Source organism: Microbacterium sp. UBA1097 (genome assembly GCF_002313585.1).
Taxonomy (GTDB): Bacteria; Actinomycetota; Actinomycetes; order Actinomycetales; family Microbacteriaceae; genus Microbacterium.
Genome location: NZ_DCBW01000048.1, coordinates 1 through 17115, shown reverse-complemented (window position 1 = coordinate 17115; position 17115 = coordinate 1). Strand labels below are relative to the sequence as shown.

The following is a 17115-nucleotide window of genomic DNA, read 5'->3' as shown; positions in this document are numbered from 1 at the left end:
CGTCAGCGCCAAGGTCCCAGCGGCCGAGGCGCTGCTGCGCGAGCCCGAGGGCCATCACCTCGGCGTGCCCCGACGACTTGCCGGTCGAGAGCACGACGTTCACTCCCGCCGATACGAGCTCACCCGTGGTGTCATCCACGACGATCGCGGCGAACGGACCGCCGTTGCCCTCGCGCCAGTTGCGGTCGGCGAGGCGGTTCACGAGCGCCATCCGCTCTTCGAGCGTGGGCAGCACGGCAGGCAGCGTGTCGGCCTCGTCGACGAGCCACGTGGGCAGGGTCATGGTGAAGGATGTCGAAATCGGCATGGGTTACTCCGCGGTTCGGGTGGGGGCGGTCTCAGGATGCTGCGCCAAGCGCCACACGCGCTGGCGGGTGAAGGGCTGGTGGAAGGGTCGCTTTCCGAGCGCCCGGGCGATGGCGTTGCCGATCGCGGGGGCGACGGGGTTGTACGGCGACTCGCTCATGGACTTTGCGCCGAACGGGCCGACCGTGTCTGAGGTGTCGGCGAGGTAGACCTCGGTCTCGGGAACGTCGGCGAACTGCGGCACGCGATACACGCGGAACACGGGGTTCTGCACTGCACCGTTTTCGACGAGAACCTCTTCATAGAGCGCGCTACCGACGGCTTGCGCGACGCCGCCCTCGATCTGTCCGCGCAGCTGCGCGGGGTTCATCACCGTTCCGGCATCCGCTGACTGCACCGACTGCAGAATCCGCACGACCCCGGTCTCGGGCTCCACGGCAACGCGCACCGCGTGCACGTTGAACGCCACCGACCGCAGCGCGCCATCCTCGCCACCGGTCGCGAACAGGCCGTTCTCGTCGCGCTCCTCGGGCGAAGCTGCAGCGACCAGCTCCGCGAACGGCACAACACCCGCGGGAGTCGCGACGCCGGCATCCGTCAACAGCGCGGCATCTGCATCGGTGCCGGTCTGCGCGGCGGCGAGCTCGAGCATCCGTGTCCGCAGCGCCTGGCACGCGGCGGCAAGCGCCTTGCCCGCGACGGTGATTCCGGTCGAGGCGAACGCTCCCGTGTCGTGAGCGACGGCATCCGTGTCGGCGGTCCACAGGTGCAGCCGGCTAAACGGTGCCTCCAGCACGGATGCCGCGATCTGGCGCAACACGGTGGTCGTGCCGTTGCCGAACTCGGCCGTGCCGGCGCGCACCACGAAGGTGCCGTCGGGGCGCAGCGCCACCTTCGAGCGGGAGAAATGCCCGCGCGGAGCGATCGTGGCGATCATCGCCACCGCCATGCCCTCGCCGACCAGCCACCCCTCTGGGGCCGACACATCGTTGCCGCGGCGCAGCGCATCCTGCGCGAGATCGAGGCACTGGTCGAGGCCGTAGCTGCCGATGATGAGGTCGTCTTCGTACGGATCCTTATCCGGATGCAGCGCGTCGCCCGGCCGGATCATGTTGCGCCGGCGCAGTTCGAACGGATCCATCTCGAGCTTCTGCGCGAGCATGTCCATGGCAGATTCCACGCCGAGCATGACCTGCCCGAGCCCATACCCGCGGAACGCCCCGGAGGGCACGTTGTTCGTGTAGACGGCCTCGGCGTCGATGCGACGCACCGGCGTCCGGTACACGGTCGTCGACTCGGCAACGCCGTGGAACATCACGCCGATCGCGTGATTGCCGTACGCGCCGGTGTCGCTGAGGACGTCGAGCTTCATCGCGGTGAGGGTGCCGTCGGCATCCGCCCCGAGGGTCACCGCGACCCGCATCGGATGCCGCAGCGACGCCCGCGTGAACTGCTCGGTGCGACTGAATTCGTAGGTCACGGGGCGTCCGGTGCGCAGCACCGCGAGGGCGACGAGGTCTTCGGTGAAGATCTCTTGCTTGCCGCCGAAGCCGCCGCCGACCCGGGCTGCGAAGACGCGGACGTTCTCGCGGGGCAGGTCGAACACGTGCGCGAGCTCGTCGCGGGTGAGGAACGGGACCTGCGTGCTCGAACGGATGACGAGCCTGCCGTGCTCGTCGAGCCAGCCGACCGCGCCATGTGTCTCGAGCTGCGCGTGCGTGACGCGCGAGGTCTGCCAGGTGCCGGTGACGGTGACAGCGCTCGCCGAGAGCGCCTCGTCGATGTCGCCGCCGTGGCCCTCGTGCAACTGCGCGACCACGTTGCGGGAGGCATCCGCGACCCGGTCTTCGGGAGTGCGGCCCGGGTGCAGCATCGGCGCCCCCGGCGTGCGCGCTTCTTCGGGGTCGAAAACTGCGGGCAGGATGTCGTACTCGACCTGCACGAGGCGGGCTGCCGCGTCAGCTGCGGCGGCGGTCTCGGCGACGACAGCGGCGACGCGCTGGCCGATGAAGCGGACGGTGTCATCGAGCACGCGCGTGTCGTCGGGGTCGTCGGTGCGGTGTTCGTGGCGGCCCGTGGAGAATCGGGTGGCCGGGGCATCCTCGTGCGTGAGCACGGCGACAACCCCCGGGACGGCGCGGGCGGCATCCGTGTCGATCGAGATGATGCGGGCATGCGCGTGCGGCGAGCCGACAACGCGCAGCACCAGGGATCCGGTGACGGGCTCGTCGAGCGTGTACGGCTCGCGACCTTGCACGATACGGCGCGCGGGCTCGGGAATCACCGACGCCCCAATGCCGCCGGAAGAGACAGAGGTCGAACCGGTCTCGCGCACCGGGCCCATGACCGCCGCCGTGATTGCTTCGCGAATCGGGCGGTAGCCGGTGCAGCGGCACAGGCTCCCCTTCATGCGGCGGTCGAGCTCGGGCAGGTCGGCTTCGGTGAGGGTGGATGCCGTGACCGCCATCCCTGGCGTGCAGAACCCGCACTGGAACCCGAAGTGTTCGACGAGCTGCTCCTGCACGGGGTGCAGTTCGTCGCCCGGCGCGAGGCCCCCCGCGGTCGTGACGACGGCGCCATCCATGCGCTGGGCGGGCACGATGCACGAGTGGACGGGAGCGCCATCCACGATCACGGCGCACGCGCCGCAGTCGCCGGCGTCGCATCCCTTCTTGACCTCGGTGTGTCCATGCTCGCGAAGGAATGTGCGCAGGCACTGGCCCGGAGTGGGGTCGCCCTCGAGCTCGGCGCCGTCGACCGTGAGCCTCATGCCACGTCCTCCGTCGTGAGGTCAGCGACGACGCGTTCTGCGAGCACGGCGGTGACCGCGCGCCGCCAGTCTGCTTCGCCCAGCGCATCGGTGAAGAAGTCGGACGGACTGGTGACATCCGCGCGCAGCTGGCCCACGTCGGGAAGGTCGGGGTATCGGAAGACGTGGGGAGTGAGGGTGGATGCCGTCACCGCGACGACCGTCGACCCGTCGTCCCCGCGGCGGCCACTCACGACGATGCCCGATCGGCCGAGCTCGGCGAGGGCCATCTTGTGCAGGCTCACGCGGGTGAGCATCGCTGCCGCAGGAACGTCGAGCGCGCGCAGCACCTCGCCGGGCTGCAGTGTGTTCTTTGCCTGACCGGTGATGAACTCCGCAACCGGCTGTCGACGCTCGCCGCCGTCCGGCGTCCAGATCACCGCTTCGCCGTCGAGGGCCGCGAGAAGCGACGCCATCGCCGCTGCCGTGAACGACTGGCAGACGTTTCCGCCGACCGTCGCGGTGTTCCATACCTTGAACGACATAAGCAGCGCGTGCGCGGCATCCGGGATTGCTCCCGTGGCGTGCCAACCGGCCGGAACCGGGGTATCGAGTTCGCCGCGCGACCACGCTACGAATCGCGCGATCGTGCAGGTCGCGGCGACACGGAGCCCCGCGTCAGTGACCTCGACCTCGGGCCAGCCCATGCGCGTGATGTCGACGAAGCCGGTCACCTCGGACTGCGGTTCGCTCATCAGCCACGTGCCGCCGGCGAGGATTTTCTCTCCGGGCGCGAGAGCGAGGTCGCCGCGGCTGCTCGCGAAGCGATAGGACGTGACGGTGGTGATGTCCATGCGCCCTTCCTCCGGCATCCGATGTTGACTCAGCGAACACTCCGAGTGAATCAGCCGAGGATTTCGCGAGTGTTTCGCCGCGGCACGTGTCAGGCTAAGCGAGTCGAGAGGAACCCGGATGCTCATCACCGGAATGGTCTTCGCCGCACTGGCCGCCTTGCTGCACGTCTACATCTTCTGGCTCGAGTCGCTCGCCTGGGGCGGAGCCCGCAGCCGCGCGACGTTTGGGGTGCGCAACGATGCCGAGGTCGAAATCACCCGCGCCTTCGCGTTCAACCAGGGCTTCTACAACCTGTTCCTGGCGATCGCCGCGATCCTCGGGATCGTCGTCGCAGCGATCGGCTCCGTGACGGTCGGCGTGACCCTCATGCTGGTGGGAACCGGCTCAATGCTGGCCGCAGCCCTCGTGCTGTTCATCACCTCGCCCGACAAGCGACGAGCCGCCGTGACGCAGGGCCTGTTCCCGCTGCTCGCGGTCGTGAGCCTTGTCATCGCCCTGCTGAACGGCTGACTGCGGGACTAAAACGCGATCCCGCTGACGTTGTGGATCGGGTGCGCTCGTCCCGGGTGATCCTCGAAGAGCGCCGCACTCGACATCCGTACAAAGGAGAATCATGCGCGCACTCGTGCAGCACCAGTTCGGTGACCCGGCAGAGGTCCTCGCCGTCGAGGAGGTCGAGCTCCCCGAGCCCGGACCCGGCCAGGTCCGGCTGAAGGTCGTCCTCAGCCCCATCCACAACCACGACCTCTGGACAGTGCGCGGTGACTACGGCTACAAGCCCGAGCTTCCCGCCCGCGCCGGCACCGAGGCGCTGAGCGTCGTCGACGCGCTCGGCGAGGGAGTCACCGGCGTCGAGGTCGGTCAGCGCGTCGTGACGGCATCCGTCTTCGGGGTCTGGTCCGAGTACGTCATTGCTCCTGCCGCAGCCCTCATCCCGGTGCCGGATGCCGTCGCCGACGAGGCAGCCGCCCAGATCATCTCCATGCCGCTGAGCGCTGCGAGCCTGCTCGAATACCTCGACGTCAGCGAGGGCGACTGGATCGTGCAGAACGCAGCGAACGGCGCCGTCGGGCGCCTGGTCGCGCAGTTCGCCGCCTCCCGCGGAGTCCGCGTGCTCGGCCTCGTTCGCCGCGGCGCCGGCGTCGACGAACTCGCCGCTGTCGGCATCCATGATGTCGTCGGGACGGATGCCGAGAACTGGCGCGACCGCGTCGCGGAGATCACCGGTGGCGCATCCATCCGTGCCGGTGTCGACTCCGTCGGCGGTGCCGCAGCCGGAGACGTCACCTCGCTGCTCGGGGAGAACGGCACCCTCGTGGTCTTCGGCGCGATGGCATCCCCCACCATGGAGATCCCGTCGGGTGACGTGATCTTCCGTCAGCTCACGGTCCGCGGATTCTGGGGCAGCAAGGTCAGCGCCGCCATGGACCCGGCCCACCGCGTCGAGCTGATCCGCGAGATCATCACCCTCGTCGCGCAGGGAAAGCTCGATCTGCCCGTCTCGCAGATCTTCCCGCTCGAGCAGATCGCCGACGCGTCGCGCCTGAACTTCGAGCCCGGCCGCGTCGGCAAGGTCATGCTGCGCCCGTAGAGCGCGAGAGAGCGAGGCCGCCGTCAGAGTTCGAGCTCGACGGCGGTCTCGAGAGCCGCTTCGATCGAGCGCATCCAGCCCGCCTGCAGGTCGGCCTTCGTGCCCGAATAGAGCGATGCGCCGTCGACGAGGTTGCTCGAGCAGGCGCACACCATGCCGGCACGCAGGCCGCGCAGACGGGCGACGATGTAGAGGGCGGATGCCTCCATCTCCACGTTCAGGATGCCCATGGTGTTCAGCTGCGCGATCCACTCGGGCGTCTCGGCATAGAACGCGTCATCGCTCACGCTGATGCCTCGGAACGAGTTCGTTCCCGCAGCCCCCGCGATGCGCTCCGCGTGACGGGCCAGCGCGGTGGTCAGCTCCAGGTCGGGCACCGCGGGGAAGCCCTTGGGAAGGTAGGCATCCGTCGTGCCGTCGTTGCGGAAGCTGCCTTCGCTCACGAGCAGGTCTCCCGGCGCGATGCCCGGCTGCAGACCCGCCGAGCTGCCGACACGGATGAAGGACGTCACGCCCACGCGGGCGAGCTCTTCGACCGCGATCGCGGTGGAGGGGCATCCCATGCCCGTTGAAGTCGCCGTGATGTGACGGCCCTTGTACCAGCCGGTCATCGTGCGGTGCTCGCGGTTGTGCGCGACCTCTTTCACGTCCGTGAGGAACTCGGCAACGAGCGGCACCCGGAACGGATCCCCGGGCAGAAGCGCGACGCTCGAGACCTCTCCTGGCGCGATGGCGATGTGATACTGGCGGGCGTCGAGCCCTGCAGCTGACTTGTCGACGACAGACATGAATACCTCCTGGGGTTCTGAGACGATCGGGTCGTCGCAGTCCCCGCCCTGGCGCCGGCGCCATGGTTGATAGGACGTGCTCTGTGCCCGAGCCTACCCACCAGCTGTTTCGCGACTGTTTCCCGGGGGCCGTCGGATCCCGGTACGCTCACCGGCGTGACGGCGTGCGGAATCGTGTTGGCAGCCGGGGCGGGAAGTCGCTACGGGCAGCCGAAGATCTTCGCGCGCGACGCGGGTGGTGTGCTGTGGCTCGAGCGTGTGGTCGCCGCCGTTCGTGCCGGGGGTTGTTCCGAGGTACTCGTGGTGATCGGAGCCGAGGCCGAGCGTGCTCGCGAGGTCGTTTCCGCTCTCGATTCGGTGAGCCCGGTGGTTGCCGGCGATTGGGCCGATGGGCTGTCGGCGTCAGTTCGCGCAGGGCTCGCGGCTGCCGCGAACACGGATGCCGACTCCGCCGTCATCGCTCCCGTCGACGTTCCCGGGATGCCGGCATCGGTTGTCGCGCGGGTGCTCGAGGCCGGCGCCGTGCCGGCATCCCTGGCTCGGGCGAGCTTCGACGGTCGGCCCGGGCATCCGGCGGTCATCGGCCGCGATCACTGGGAGCTGGTGGCGGCATCCGTTCGCGGCGACTCGGGCGCGAACCGCTACCTCGCCACCCACGCCGCGCTCGCGGTCGAGTGCGCCGACCTGTGGGATGGCGCCGACACCGACACCCGGTAGTGGCGCGGGGCGTCAGGTGCGCAGCACGACGTTGATCGGCTCTTCGCCGCGCTGCATCCGCTCGGCCTGCTGCCGAACGAGAGCCGCGATCCGGGGCCGCATCGCGGTTGACGCCCCGCCGACGTGGGGAGTGAGCAGCAGTCCGGGTGCCGACCACAGCGGGTGGCCCTCCGGCACGGGCTCGGGCTCGACGACATCGAGTGCCGCCCGGATCCGGCCGCCGCGCAGATGGCGCAGCAGGGCATCGGTGTCGACGAGGCTTCCGCGACCGACATTGACCAGCAGTGCGTCATCCGGGAGCGCCGAAAGGAAGGCGTCGTCGACGAGCTTCGCCGTGCCGTCCCCGCCCGGCAGAGCGAGGATGACGATCTCCGTCTGGGGGAGCAGCACTGGCAACTCCTCGAGTGCGTGGACGACCGTGCCGTCCTCTGTCCGCGCGTGCGTCGCGACAGCTTCGACGTGAGCCTCGAACCCGCGCAACCGCGCCGCGATCGCCGTGCCGACGCCGCCGAACCCCACGATGAGCACCCGGCGGTCGGCGAGGCTCGACGGGAAGGCATCGCCCTCGCGCGGGCCAGCCCAGCGTCCGGCATCCTGAGCCGCGACGAAGCGCGGGATCTGCCGCTGCGACGCGAGGGTCAGCGCGACGGCAAGCTCGGCCGTCGACCCCTCGTGCACGGACGCGGCGTTTGCGAACACGATCCCGGGAGGCAGGTGCTTCGCCGCTGCCTCGTACCCGATCGACTGACTCTGCACGAGCCGGACCTCGACACCCTCGAGCCGCGCGAGCACCCGGGGGCTGCGCATGTACGGCGGAACTACGATGTCGAACGCCGCCCGCGGCGCCGCATCGCCCATGTCCCACCGCACGACCTCGATGCCGGGAAGGCCGCTGAGGTCTTTCTCGAGCTTGTCGTCGGGGACGGAGATCACCAGGGTGGGTGCGTCGGAAGTCACCCCTTCACGCTACCTATCGCCGCGGTACGGATGCCGATACGCTCGCGTCAGCATGCGGCATCCGTTCTCGTGCACGGCGAAGGAGCAGGGATGGAACTGGCGATCAACTACTGGGCAGTCATCCTGGCGACCCTGTCGACGATGGTGGTCGGGTCGATCTGGTACACGCCGAAGGTGTTCGGGGTGCGGTGGGCGAAGCTCGCGAACGTCGACATGAATCGCCCCGGATCCAGCGCGACGCTCGCGATCATCGTGACCGTCATCGTGAGCTTCGTGTCGGCCTGGGTGCTCGCTGCCGCGACCGACGTGGTGTGGCACGCCTTCGGCGGCAGCTTCCTGCTGACCGCGGTCGGGACCGGCGCCGTGCTGTGGGCAGGCTTCACCGCCGCGCGCTTCATCACGCACGATGCCTTCGAGGGGCGCCCCACCTCGCTGACGGTGCTCAACATCGCGCACGAGCTGGTCACGGTTCTCGTGATGGCGCTCATCATCGGCGTCTGGCCGCCCGCGGGAACCGTCTGAGGTGCCAGCGATGTGAGTACCCTCCTTCAGTCGCGCCGAGATGTGAGTTGCGCGGGTGCGAACCCGCAGGATGACGCGACTGAACTAGTGGGGCGCGCGGTCCAGCACGATTCAGGCGCGCAGTCCGGCGCGATTCGGTAGCGCCGATGTGTGGGTCCTACGGTGCTCGACCCGCAGCATGACGCGACTGAACGATGGACCTCCAGTTTCGGTCGCGTCGTTGTGCGAGTTGCCCGGTGTGGGAGCCGCAGGAAGGCGCGACTGAAGCTCCGACGGACCGAGCTCAGGCCGCGGCGTTGACGACTGCCGAGATCGCCGAGGTGAAGAACGTGAGGCCGTCGGTGCCCGAACGCATCGCCGCGCGGGTGTCGGGGCCGAAGCCGGGCTCGACGGCGTGTTCAGGATGCGGCATCAGGCCCACCACGTTGCCGCGCTCGTTCGTGAGCCCGGCGATATCGTCGAGAGAGCCGTTCGGGTTGACCCCGAGGTAGCGGAACGCGACCAGGCCTTCGCCCTCGATGCGTTCGAGGGTTTCGGTCGAGCAAATGTAGCCGCCGTCAGCGTTCTTGAGCGGGATGACGATCTCTTGGCCCGCCTCGAAGCCGCTCGTCCATGCGGTGTCGGCGTTCTCGACGCGCAGCCGCTGATCGCGACGGATGAACTGCTGGTGCGCGTTGCGGATGAGGCCGCCAGGAAGCAGGTGAGCCTCGACGAGCATCTGGAAACCGTTGCAGATGCCGAGGATCGGCATCCCCTTCGCCGCGGCATCCGCGACTTCGCGCATGATCGGCGCGTGGGCGGCGATAGCGCCGGCACGCAGATAGTCGCCGTAGCTGAAGCCGCCGGGAAGCACGAGAGCGTCGACGCCACCGAGGTCGTGGTCGCCGTGCCACAACGCAACGGGCTCGCCGCCGGCGACACGGATGGCGCGCTGGGCGTCGCGATCGTCGAGCGAACCGGGGAACGTGATGACCCCGATGCGGACGGTCACTCGATGACCTCGATCCCGACGACATCCTCGATCACGGAGTTGGAGAGGATCTCGTCGGCGATTCGCTGAGCGGACTCGAGGAGAGCGTCGTCGACCTCGCCCTCGACCGTCAACTCGAAGCGCTTGCCGATGCGCACACCGGCGAAGCCGTCGATTCCGAGCCGGTTCAGGGCGCCGGCGACGGCCTTTCCCTGGGGGTCGAGCAGCTCGGCCTTGGGCATGACGTCGACGACGATGGTCGGCATGGGGCGCTCCGGATGTCGAGGGAGGGGGCGCTCTCAGTCTACCGAGGCGCCTGGATGGCGCGCTGACGCGCCGTCATCAAACCGTTACCCGATCATTTGGGAGCGCTCCCTTGACGTCGTGGGAGCGCTCCCGTACCGTGTTCCGCAGTCGTGGGAGCGTTCCCACGGCGGCCAGGGTTCCGCCCTCCCTCGGTACCCAGGCACAAGCCAACGGGTGCCCGTCCGGCATCCATCACACAAAGGAGTGACTGTGTCATCACGTGCCTTCCGTCGCAGCGCGATCGTCGCCGCAGCATTCGGCGCCTCCGCGCTCGTCCTCGCCGGCTGCTCGGGCAGCGGCGGGGGATCGGAAACCGTCAACCCCGACGAGCCGATCACCCTCACCATCTCGACCTTCAACGACTTCGGGTACACCGATGCGCTGCTTCAGCAGTACATGGATGAGAACCCGAACGTCACGATCGTCCACAACATCGCCGCCACGTCGAACGACGCACGCGCGAACTACTTCCAGAAGCTGGGCAAGACGGGTCTTGCCGACATCGAGGCCATCGAGGTTGACTGGCTGCCCGAGGTCATGCAGTACGCCGACCTCCTCGCGCCGGTGCCGGCCGACCTCGCGAGCCGCTGGCTCGACTGGAAGGTCGAGGCTGCGACCGACCCCGATGGCAACCTCATCGGCTACGGCACCGACATCGGTCCCGAGGCTGTCTGCTACCGCACCGACCTGCTCGAGGCCGCCGGTATGCCCACCGACCCGGATGCCGTCGCTGAGCTCCTCACGGGCGACTGGGACACCTACTTCACGGTCGGTCAGCAGTACGTCGACGCAACCGGCAAGGCCTGGTTCGACTCGGCCGGCGCCACCTACCAGGGCATGATCAACCAGGTCGAGACCACCTACGAAGACCCCGCCACTGGCGAGATCATCGCGACCACCAACCCCGAGGTCCAGGACATCTACAACGCCGTCCTCGACGCCAGCTCGACGCAGTCCGCTCACCTGCAGCAGTGGGGCGACGACTGGTTCGCAGGGCTCGCCAACGGCGACTACGCCACGATGCTCTGCCCCGGCTGGATGCTCGGTGTCATTTCTGGCAACGCGCCCGACGTCACCACGTGGAACATCGCGAACGTGTTCCCCGGCGGCGGTGGCAACTGGGGTGGCTCGTACCTGACCGTTCCTGCCAACGGCGCGAACGTCGCCGCTGCCCAGCAGCTGGCTGACTGGCTGACCGCTCCGGAGCAGCAGATCACCGCCTTCGAGGACGCCGGAACGTTCCCGAGCCAGGTGGACGCGCTGGCTGACCCGATCCTGCTGGACTCCACGAACGAGTACTTCAACAACGCGCCCGTCGGTTCGATCTTCACCGATCGCGCCAACGCCGTTGACGTCGTGCCGTTCAAGGGCCAGTACTACTTCCAGATCAACGACGCCATGCAGCAGGCGCTGACCCGTGTCGAAGACGGCACGCAGAACCCGCAGCAGTCGTGGGACCAGTGGGTGTCTGAAGTCGACCTGATCGGCTGATAAACCCCGCCGCGGACCCGGCGCCCTTCCGCCGGGTCCGCGGCACCTCCCCTCGATCTCAGGAAGCTCTCGTGACCAGCACACTCGCTCGCCCGGCATCTGACGCCCCGGCGAAGAACCCCGACCGGCCCCCGCGCCGCATCGGTTTCGGGCACCGCCTCAGCCGGTGGGACCTGAAGCTCTCGCCCTACCTCTACATCTCGCCGTTCTTCATCCTCTTCTTCGTGGTCGGACTCTTCCCGATCGCCTACACGGCAGTGATCTCGTTCATGGACTGGGATCTGGTCCGCAACTCCGGCGAGTTCATCGGCTTCGAGCAGTACACGTGGGTTCTCTCGAACCCCAAGTTCTGGATTGCTCTGCGCAACACCTTCAGCATCTTCTTGCTCTCGAGCGTGCCGCAGCTGATCATCGCGATCTTCATCGCGGCGATGCTCGACCAGAACATCCGCGCCAAGACGTTCTGGCGCATGGGCGTTCTCGTCCCCTACGTCATGGCCCCGGTCGCGGTGGCCCTCATCTTCAGCAACATGTTCGCCGACCAGTACGGCCTGGTGAACAACTTCCTCGCCTCGATCGGTATCCCGGCGGTGCCGTGGCACTCGGATGCCTTCGCCAGCCACATCGCAATCGCCACAATGGTCAACTTTCGCTGGACCGGGTACAACACCCTGATCCTGCTCGCCGCGATGCAGGCGATCCCGCGGGACTACTACGAAGCGGCGACCGTGGACGGTGCCGGACGCATCCGTCAGTTCTTCTCCATCACGGTGCCGAGCCTGCGACCGACCCTGATCTTCGTCATCATCACCTCGACGATCGGTGGCCTGCAGATCTTCGACGAGCCGCGCATGTACGACCAGTACGGCACCGGCGGTGCGAACTCGCAGTGGCTGACGATCACCCTCTGGCTTTACAACATCGGCTGGGGTGAGTGGAACTTCGGTCGTGCGGCAGCTCTTGCCTGGATCTTGTTCATCATCATCCTCGTGATCGGTGTCATCAATCTGCTGGTCACCCAGAGCGTCGTGCGCACCGAAGGCAGCCGCGGCGAGCTGACCCGCCGACAGCGCCGGGAACAGAGCCGCGCTGCCCGCGAACGGCTCGCGGCCGAATCCGCCGCAGCCCGGTCATCCGAGGCAGCATCGACACCCAAGGAGGACGTGCGATGACCGCCGTCGAGCCGATCCCGGTAGCCCCGCGGGACGAATTCCCGCCCGAGGAGCGCAAACCGCGCCGCCGCCGCGGGATCCGCGGTCAGCGTCCCGGCTGGGTCACCTACGCCGTGCTGGGCGTCTTCCTGCTCGGATGCTTCTTCCCCTACTACTGGTCGATCCTCATCGGCTCGGGGGATTCGAGCACCATCCGAGACCCCAACATGTCGTGGATTCCCGGCGGCAACTTCTTTGCGAACGCCGCTGCCGTGGTGTCCAACCCCGCGGTGAACTTCTGGCTGGCCCTGTGGAACAGCATCTGGAGCTCGGTGGTCATCGCGGCATCCGTGGTGTTCTTCTCGACACTCGCCGGGTGGGCCTTTGCGAAGCTGCGTTTCGCGGGAAGCCGCTGGCTGCTGGTCTTTGTGATCGCGACCATGGCAGTTCCCACGCAGCTCGGTGTCGTGCCGCTGTACATCCTGTTCGCGGACCTCGGGTGGACCGGCCAGATCGGCGCGATCATCATCCCCGCGCTCGTGACGGCGTTCGGCGTGTTCTGGATGACGCAGTATCTGCAGCAGGCCGTGCCCGACGAGCTGATCGAGGCAGCCCGCGTCGACGGTGCCAGCTCGTTCCGCACCTTCTGGACCATCGGCATCCCGGCGGCTCGTCCCGCTGCCGCAATGCTCGGACTGTTCACGTTCGTGACGGCGTGGAACAATTTCTTCTGGCCGTTCATCGTGCTCGACCGGCAGAACCCGACGCTTCCCGTCTCGCTGTCGCTCCTGCAGTCCAACTACTTCGTCGACTACTCGATCGTGCTCGCTGGGGTGATCCTCGCCACGATTCCGCTGCTGATCCTGTTCATCTTCGCGGGTAAGCAGCTCGTGAGCGGCATCATGGCAGGAGCAGTGAAAGGCTGAAATGACCACCGACTTCTCGACCGAAACCGTGGATGCGGCACTCGTGCCGGCACGCCCGTTCCCGACGAACTTCCTGTTCGGGGCAGCGACCGCGGCCTATCAGATCGAGGGCGCTGCCCACGAAGACGGGCGACGCGATTCGATCTGGGATGCCTTCAGTCGCGTTCCCGGCGCCGTGATCAACGCCGACAACGGCGACGTCGCCTGCGACCACTACCACCGCTATCGCGAGGATGTCGCGCTCATGCGCGACCTCGGGCTGCAGACGTACCGCTTCTCGACCTCGTGGTCGCGGATCCGCCCCGACGGCGGCGCGATCAACCCCGCGGGGCTCGACTTCTACAAGCGCCTGGTCGACGAGCTGCTGGATGCCGACATTCTGCCGTGGCTCACGCTCTACCACTGGGACCTGCCGCAGGCGTTGCAGGAGCGTGGCGGTTGGGCCGCGCGCGAGACCGCAGACCTGTTCACCGAGTACGCGCTTGACGTGCACGATGCGCTCGGCGACCGCGTCAAGGTCTGGACCACCCTGAACGAGCCGTGGTGCTCGTCGTTCCTCAGCTACACCGCCGGCATCCATGCCCCCGGTCGATTCAGCATCGACGAAGGGATGCTCGCCTCGCACCACCTGCTGCTCGGTCACGGCCAGGTCGTGCGGGAACTGCGCGCGCGCGATGAGTCGCTGAACCTCGGGATCACGCTGAACCTCACCGTTGCCGAGCCCGTCACCGACGCACCAGCCGACCTCGACGCCGCCCGTCGGATCGACGGCCAGTTCAACCGGTGGTTCCTCGACCCGATCTTCCGCGGTTCGTACCCGGCCGACATCGTCGAAGACATCCGTGCCGTCGACGGGGCCGCGGTAGCGGAGTGGGAGGGGGCTGTCTCGGATGCCGACCTCGCCGTGATCTCGACACCGATCGACAGCCTCGGGGTGAACTACTATCACGGCGAACTCGTCGGCGGCACTCCTCCCGTGGTCAGTCCCGGCGGCGGCGAGGCGCCCACCGAACGCGAGACGGCATCGCCGTTCCCCTCGCACGAGGACATCTTCTGGCACGATCGGGGCCTGCCTCGCACGGCTATGAACTGGGAAATTCAGCCCTCGGGACTGACAACGCTCCTGCGGCGGGTGTGGGACGAGTACGCCGAGCCCGCGGGTGTCACGCTGTATGTCACCGAGAACGGAGCGGCCTTCGACGACGTCCGCGTGGAAGAGAACGGCGTCCCGCACGTGCATGATGCGGCCCGCACCGCCTTCCTCGAGAACCACCTCGCGGCGATCCTCGACGCCGCGGCTGCCGGCGTCGACGTGCGCGGGTATTTCTACTGGTCGCTCATGGACAACTACGAGTGGGCGTGGGGATACGAGAAGCGGTTCGGTATCGTACGAGTCGAGTACGACACGCAAGAGCGGGTCGTCAAAGACAGCGGTGCCCGGTACCGCGAGATCATCGCATCGCGGGCGCTCCCCGAATCGCCCTAGGCGAAGCGCCCCGTCGAGGGAGGATACCCACGTGGACGGTGGAACGATGAGCGAGGCCGTCGTGGGCGAAGAGCTTGTGCGGGCTACTCCGTATCGCGGTGCTGTGACGATCGAAGAGGTAGCTGCGGCCGCCGGTGTGTCGCGATCGACGGTCTCGCGCGTTGTGAATGGCTCGACTGCCGTGAGCCCCGCGGCGCTGGATGCCGTCAACCGCGCGATCGCCGAGTTGAACTATGTGCCCAACCGCGCCGCCCGGTCGCTCGCGAGCAGGCAGACGCGTGCGCTGGCACTGGTCGTGCCCGAAGACACGACCCGCTTCTTCGGGGACCCGTTCTTCGCGGCCATCGTCTCGGGGATCAACGCGGGGCTGCGCTCGTCCGACTACGTGCTGAACCTCTTCATCGCGAGCGACGACCCGGGCGACAAGACGACGAGCTACCTGCGGTCGGGAAGCGTCGACGGCGCCCTGATCGCATCCCACCACACGAGCGACACGTTCATCGATCGCATCGCAGCCGCCGTGCCCGTCGTCTATGGTGGCCGCCCGGTGCGTGAGCGTGCCACTGACTACTACGTGGATGTCGACAACGTCCGGGCCGGATACGACGCCACCCGGTACCTCATCGAGCGGGGATACACCGACATCGGCACGATCACCGGCCCTCTCACGATGCCCGGCGGTGTGGACCGCCTCGCCGGATACCGGCGAGCGCTCGCGGAGGCCGGCCTTCCGGAGGGCGCGCACGCCGACGGCGGGTTCACCACCGACGGTGGCGCGAGCGCGATGCGCCGCATCCTGAGCGCCGGGCCCGCACCGCGTGCGCTGTTCATCGCGAGTGACCTCATGGCCCAGGGTGCAATCTCGGTGCTCGCCGGCGCGGGGCTGAAGGTGCCGGCGGATGTCGCGATCATCGGCTTCGACGACTCACCGGTAGCCGAGACCGTGGACCCGCCGCTCACGACGATTCGTCAGCCGTCGTTCGAGCAGGGAGAACACATGGTGAGTGTGCTGCTCGACCTGCTCGCCGGGGGCACGCCGCCGCACGCGACGATCCTCGACACCGAGCTGATCGTTCGCCAGAGCTCCTGAGGGTGCGGTCCGCGCGGCGGGCCTGGGTCAGAAGCTCGTCAAGCGGTCAATGAGCTCGCGGTACTTCTCGGCAGTCCGCTCGACGATCTCGGCCGGCAGCTCGGGGGGCGTGCCGGTCTTGTCCCAGGCTGCTGCGAGCCAGTCGCGCACGATCTGCTTGTCGAAGCTGGCCATGCGCTCGGCTGGAGTCGTTCCGGTTCGCCAGGTCTCGGCATCCCAGTAGCGCGACGAATCGCTCGTCAGTACCTCGTCGGCAAGGGTCACGTCGCCGTCACGGATGCCGAACTCGAACTTCGTGTCGGCGAGTATCAGACCGCGCGCGGCCGCGGTCTCGGCCGCGCGGCGGTAGGTCTCCAGCGACAGGTCGCGTAGCTGTGCCGCACGGTCTGTGCCGACGAGTTCGACGGTCTGATCGAACGTGATGTTCTCGTCGTGCTCGCCGAGCGGCGCCTTGTAGGCGGGGGTGAACAGGGGTTCGGGAAGTCGGTCGCCATTGCTGAGGCCGTCGGGCAGTGGGATGCCGCACACTGTCCCGCTCTCGGTGTACTCCGCCCAGCCGGAGCCGGTGAGGTAGCCGCGAACGACGCATTCGACGGGGAGCATCTCGAGGCGGTGCACGAGCATCGCCCTGCCGCGCACGGCATCCGGAACTTCTCCCTGATCGCCCGCGAGATGATTCGGAACCGGCGCGCCGCCGTCAGCGCCCGCGAGCTGCGCGAACCACCACAAGCTCAGCGTGGTCAGCAGTGTTCCCTTACCGGGAATGCCGGGCTCGAGCACGTGGTCGAACGCGCTGACGCGGTCGCTTGCGACCACCAGCATTCGGGTGTCGGTCTCGTCGTCAGGAAGGTAGAGGTCACGGACCTTGCCCGAGTAGACGGGGTGCCATCCGGGCAGCGAAACGGGAGCGCCGTGATCTGTCACCCGAGCATTGTCGCAGGTCCCCAACCGGCCCCGCGGTATCCACCGCGAGCCGCGCGATCGAGCTAGCCGACGCTCGCGGCGATGTCGGTGCGGAACTGGCCGCCCTCGAGCGTGATCCGCAACAGCGCCTCATAGGCACGCGCGCGGGCCTGGGCGAAGTTCTCACCGGTTGCCACGACGTTCAGCACGCGACCCCCGGTAGCGACGAGGCCCTCCGGGCCGTGGGCCGTGGCGGCGTGCGCCAGGTGCACGCCCTCGATGGATGCCGCGGCATCCGTTCCCGTGA

General features: G+C 68.0%; 17 protein-coding genes and 1 pseudogene. 9 read left to right on the top strand and 9 right to left on the bottom strand.

Annotation, left to right across the window (positions count from 1 at the left end):
• From B4F19_RS11880 to B4F19_RS11870, 3 genes and pseudogenes are all read right to left on the bottom strand, one after another.
• Positions 1-307, bottom strand: a pseudogene (locus tag B4F19_RS11880) (hypothetical protein); the annotation flags it as partial.
• A 3-nt stretch (positions 308-310) separates the two neighbouring features.
• Entirely contained in the window at positions 311-3076 is a 2766-nt protein-coding gene (locus tag B4F19_RS11875; protein ID WP_292735161.1) for a molybdopterin-dependent oxidoreductase, read from the bottom strand.
• Positions 3073-3909, bottom strand: a complete 837-nt coding sequence (locus B4F19_RS11870) for an FAD binding domain-containing protein (protein WP_292735158.1) — start codon at positions 3907-3909, stop codon at positions 3073-3075. The genes B4F19_RS11875 and B4F19_RS11870 overlap by 4 nt, the downstream gene beginning before the upstream one ends.
• A gap of 118 nt (positions 3910-4027) precedes the next feature.
• Here B4F19_RS11870 and B4F19_RS11865 point away from each other — a divergent pair, with 118 nt between their 5' ends.
• Complete coding sequence (locus tag B4F19_RS11865) at positions 4028-4420, top strand: DUF1304 domain-containing protein (RefSeq protein WP_292735155.1); 393 nt, start codon at positions 4028-4030, stop codon at positions 4418-4420.
• A gap of 103 nt (positions 4421-4523) precedes the next feature.
• On the top strand, positions 4524-5501 hold the full coding sequence (locus tag B4F19_RS11860) for a zinc-binding dehydrogenase (protein ID WP_292727827.1): 978 nt from the start codon (positions 4524-4526) through the stop codon (positions 5499-5501).
• Positions 5502-5524: 23 nt separating this feature from the next.
• Here the strand turns inward: B4F19_RS11860 and B4F19_RS11855 are convergent, their stop codons facing one another.
• Positions 5525-6289: a nucleoside phosphorylase gene (locus B4F19_RS11855; RefSeq protein ID WP_195692735.1), complete on the bottom strand. Its 765-nt coding sequence runs from the start codon at positions 6287-6289 to the stop codon at positions 5525-5527.
• Positions 6290-6445: 156 nt separating this feature from the next.
• Here B4F19_RS11855 and B4F19_RS11850 point away from each other — a divergent pair, with 156 nt between their 5' ends.
• Positions 6446-7006 carry a nucleotidyltransferase family protein gene (locus B4F19_RS11850; RefSeq protein ID WP_292735152.1) on the top strand — a complete coding sequence of 187 codons (561 nt, stop codon included), beginning with the start codon at positions 6446-6448 and terminating at the stop codon, positions 7004-7006.
• A gap of 12 nt (positions 7007-7018) precedes the next feature.
• On the opposite strand, the gene B4F19_RS11845 is transcribed toward B4F19_RS11850, so the two are convergent.
• Complete coding sequence (locus B4F19_RS11845; protein ID WP_292727822.1) at positions 7019-7963, bottom strand: 2-hydroxyacid dehydrogenase; 945 nt, start codon at positions 7961-7963, stop codon at positions 7019-7021.
• A 90-nt stretch (positions 7964-8053) separates the two neighbouring features.
• Between B4F19_RS11845 and B4F19_RS11840 the strand changes: the two genes are divergently transcribed.
• On the top strand, positions 8054-8485 hold the full coding sequence (locus B4F19_RS11840; protein WP_292735149.1) for a DUF1761 domain-containing protein: 432 nt from the start codon (positions 8054-8056) through the stop codon (positions 8483-8485).
• A 283-nt stretch (positions 8486-8768) separates the two neighbouring features.
• On the opposite strand, the gene purQ is transcribed toward B4F19_RS11840, so the two are convergent.
• Together purQ and purS are read right to left on the bottom strand one after the other, a co-directional pair.
• Positions 8769-9476 carry a phosphoribosylformylglycinamidine synthase subunit PurQ gene (purQ, locus tag B4F19_RS11835; RefSeq protein WP_292735147.1) on the bottom strand — a complete coding sequence of 236 codons (708 nt, stop codon included), beginning with the start codon at positions 9474-9476 and terminating at the stop codon, positions 8769-8771.
• A complete protein-coding gene (gene purS / locus B4F19_RS11830) occupies positions 9473-9721 on the bottom strand; it encodes a phosphoribosylformylglycinamidine synthase subunit PurS (RefSeq protein ID WP_228179373.1) in 249 nt (82 codons plus the stop codon). The genes purQ and purS overlap by 4 nt, the downstream gene beginning before the upstream one ends.
• 250 nt (positions 9722-9971) lie before the next feature.
• Here purS and B4F19_RS11825 point away from each other — a divergent pair, with 250 nt between their 5' ends.
• The 5 genes from B4F19_RS11825 to B4F19_RS11805 all read left to right on the top strand — a co-directional run bounded on the left by B4F19_RS11825 (position 9972) and on the right by B4F19_RS11805 (position 15905).
• Positions 9972-11252 carry an extracellular solute-binding protein gene (locus tag B4F19_RS11825; protein ID WP_292735144.1) on the top strand — a complete coding sequence of 427 codons (1281 nt, stop codon included), beginning with the start codon at positions 9972-9974 and terminating at the stop codon, positions 11250-11252.
• 71 nt (positions 11253-11323) lie between these two features.
• Positions 11324-12424 (top strand): carbohydrate ABC transporter permease, encoded by a 1101-nt coding sequence (locus B4F19_RS11820; RefSeq protein WP_228179371.1) that lies wholly within the window; start codon positions 11324-11326, stop codon positions 12422-12424.
• Complete coding sequence (locus tag B4F19_RS11815; protein ID WP_292735141.1) at positions 12421-13329, top strand: carbohydrate ABC transporter permease; 909 nt, start codon at positions 12421-12423, stop codon at positions 13327-13329. Before B4F19_RS11820 ends, B4F19_RS11815 begins: the two co-directional genes overlap by 4 nt.
• 1 nt (position 13330) lies before the next feature.
• Entirely contained in the window at positions 13331-14815 is a 1485-nt protein-coding gene (locus B4F19_RS11810; RefSeq protein WP_292735138.1) for a GH1 family beta-glucosidase, read from the top strand.
• Between the two features lie 46 nt (positions 14816-14861).
• Positions 14862-15905, top strand: coding sequence for a LacI family DNA-binding transcriptional regulator (locus tag B4F19_RS11805; protein WP_292735135.1), 1044 nt, complete (start codon positions 14862-14864; stop codon positions 15903-15905).
• Between the two features lie 27 nt (positions 15906-15932).
• On the opposite strand, the gene B4F19_RS11800 is transcribed toward B4F19_RS11805, so the two are convergent.
• Together B4F19_RS11800 and B4F19_RS11795 are read right to left on the bottom strand one after the other, a co-directional pair.
• Entirely contained in the window at positions 15933-16829 is an 897-nt protein-coding gene (locus B4F19_RS11800; protein ID WP_292735133.1) for a phosphoribosylaminoimidazolesuccinocarboxamide synthase, read from the bottom strand.
• A 62-nt stretch (positions 16830-16891) separates the two neighbouring features.
• On the bottom strand, positions 16892-17115 hold a 224-nt coding region (locus B4F19_RS11795; protein ID WP_292735132.1), incomplete at its 5' end, for a phosphoribosylglycinamide synthetase C domain-containing protein.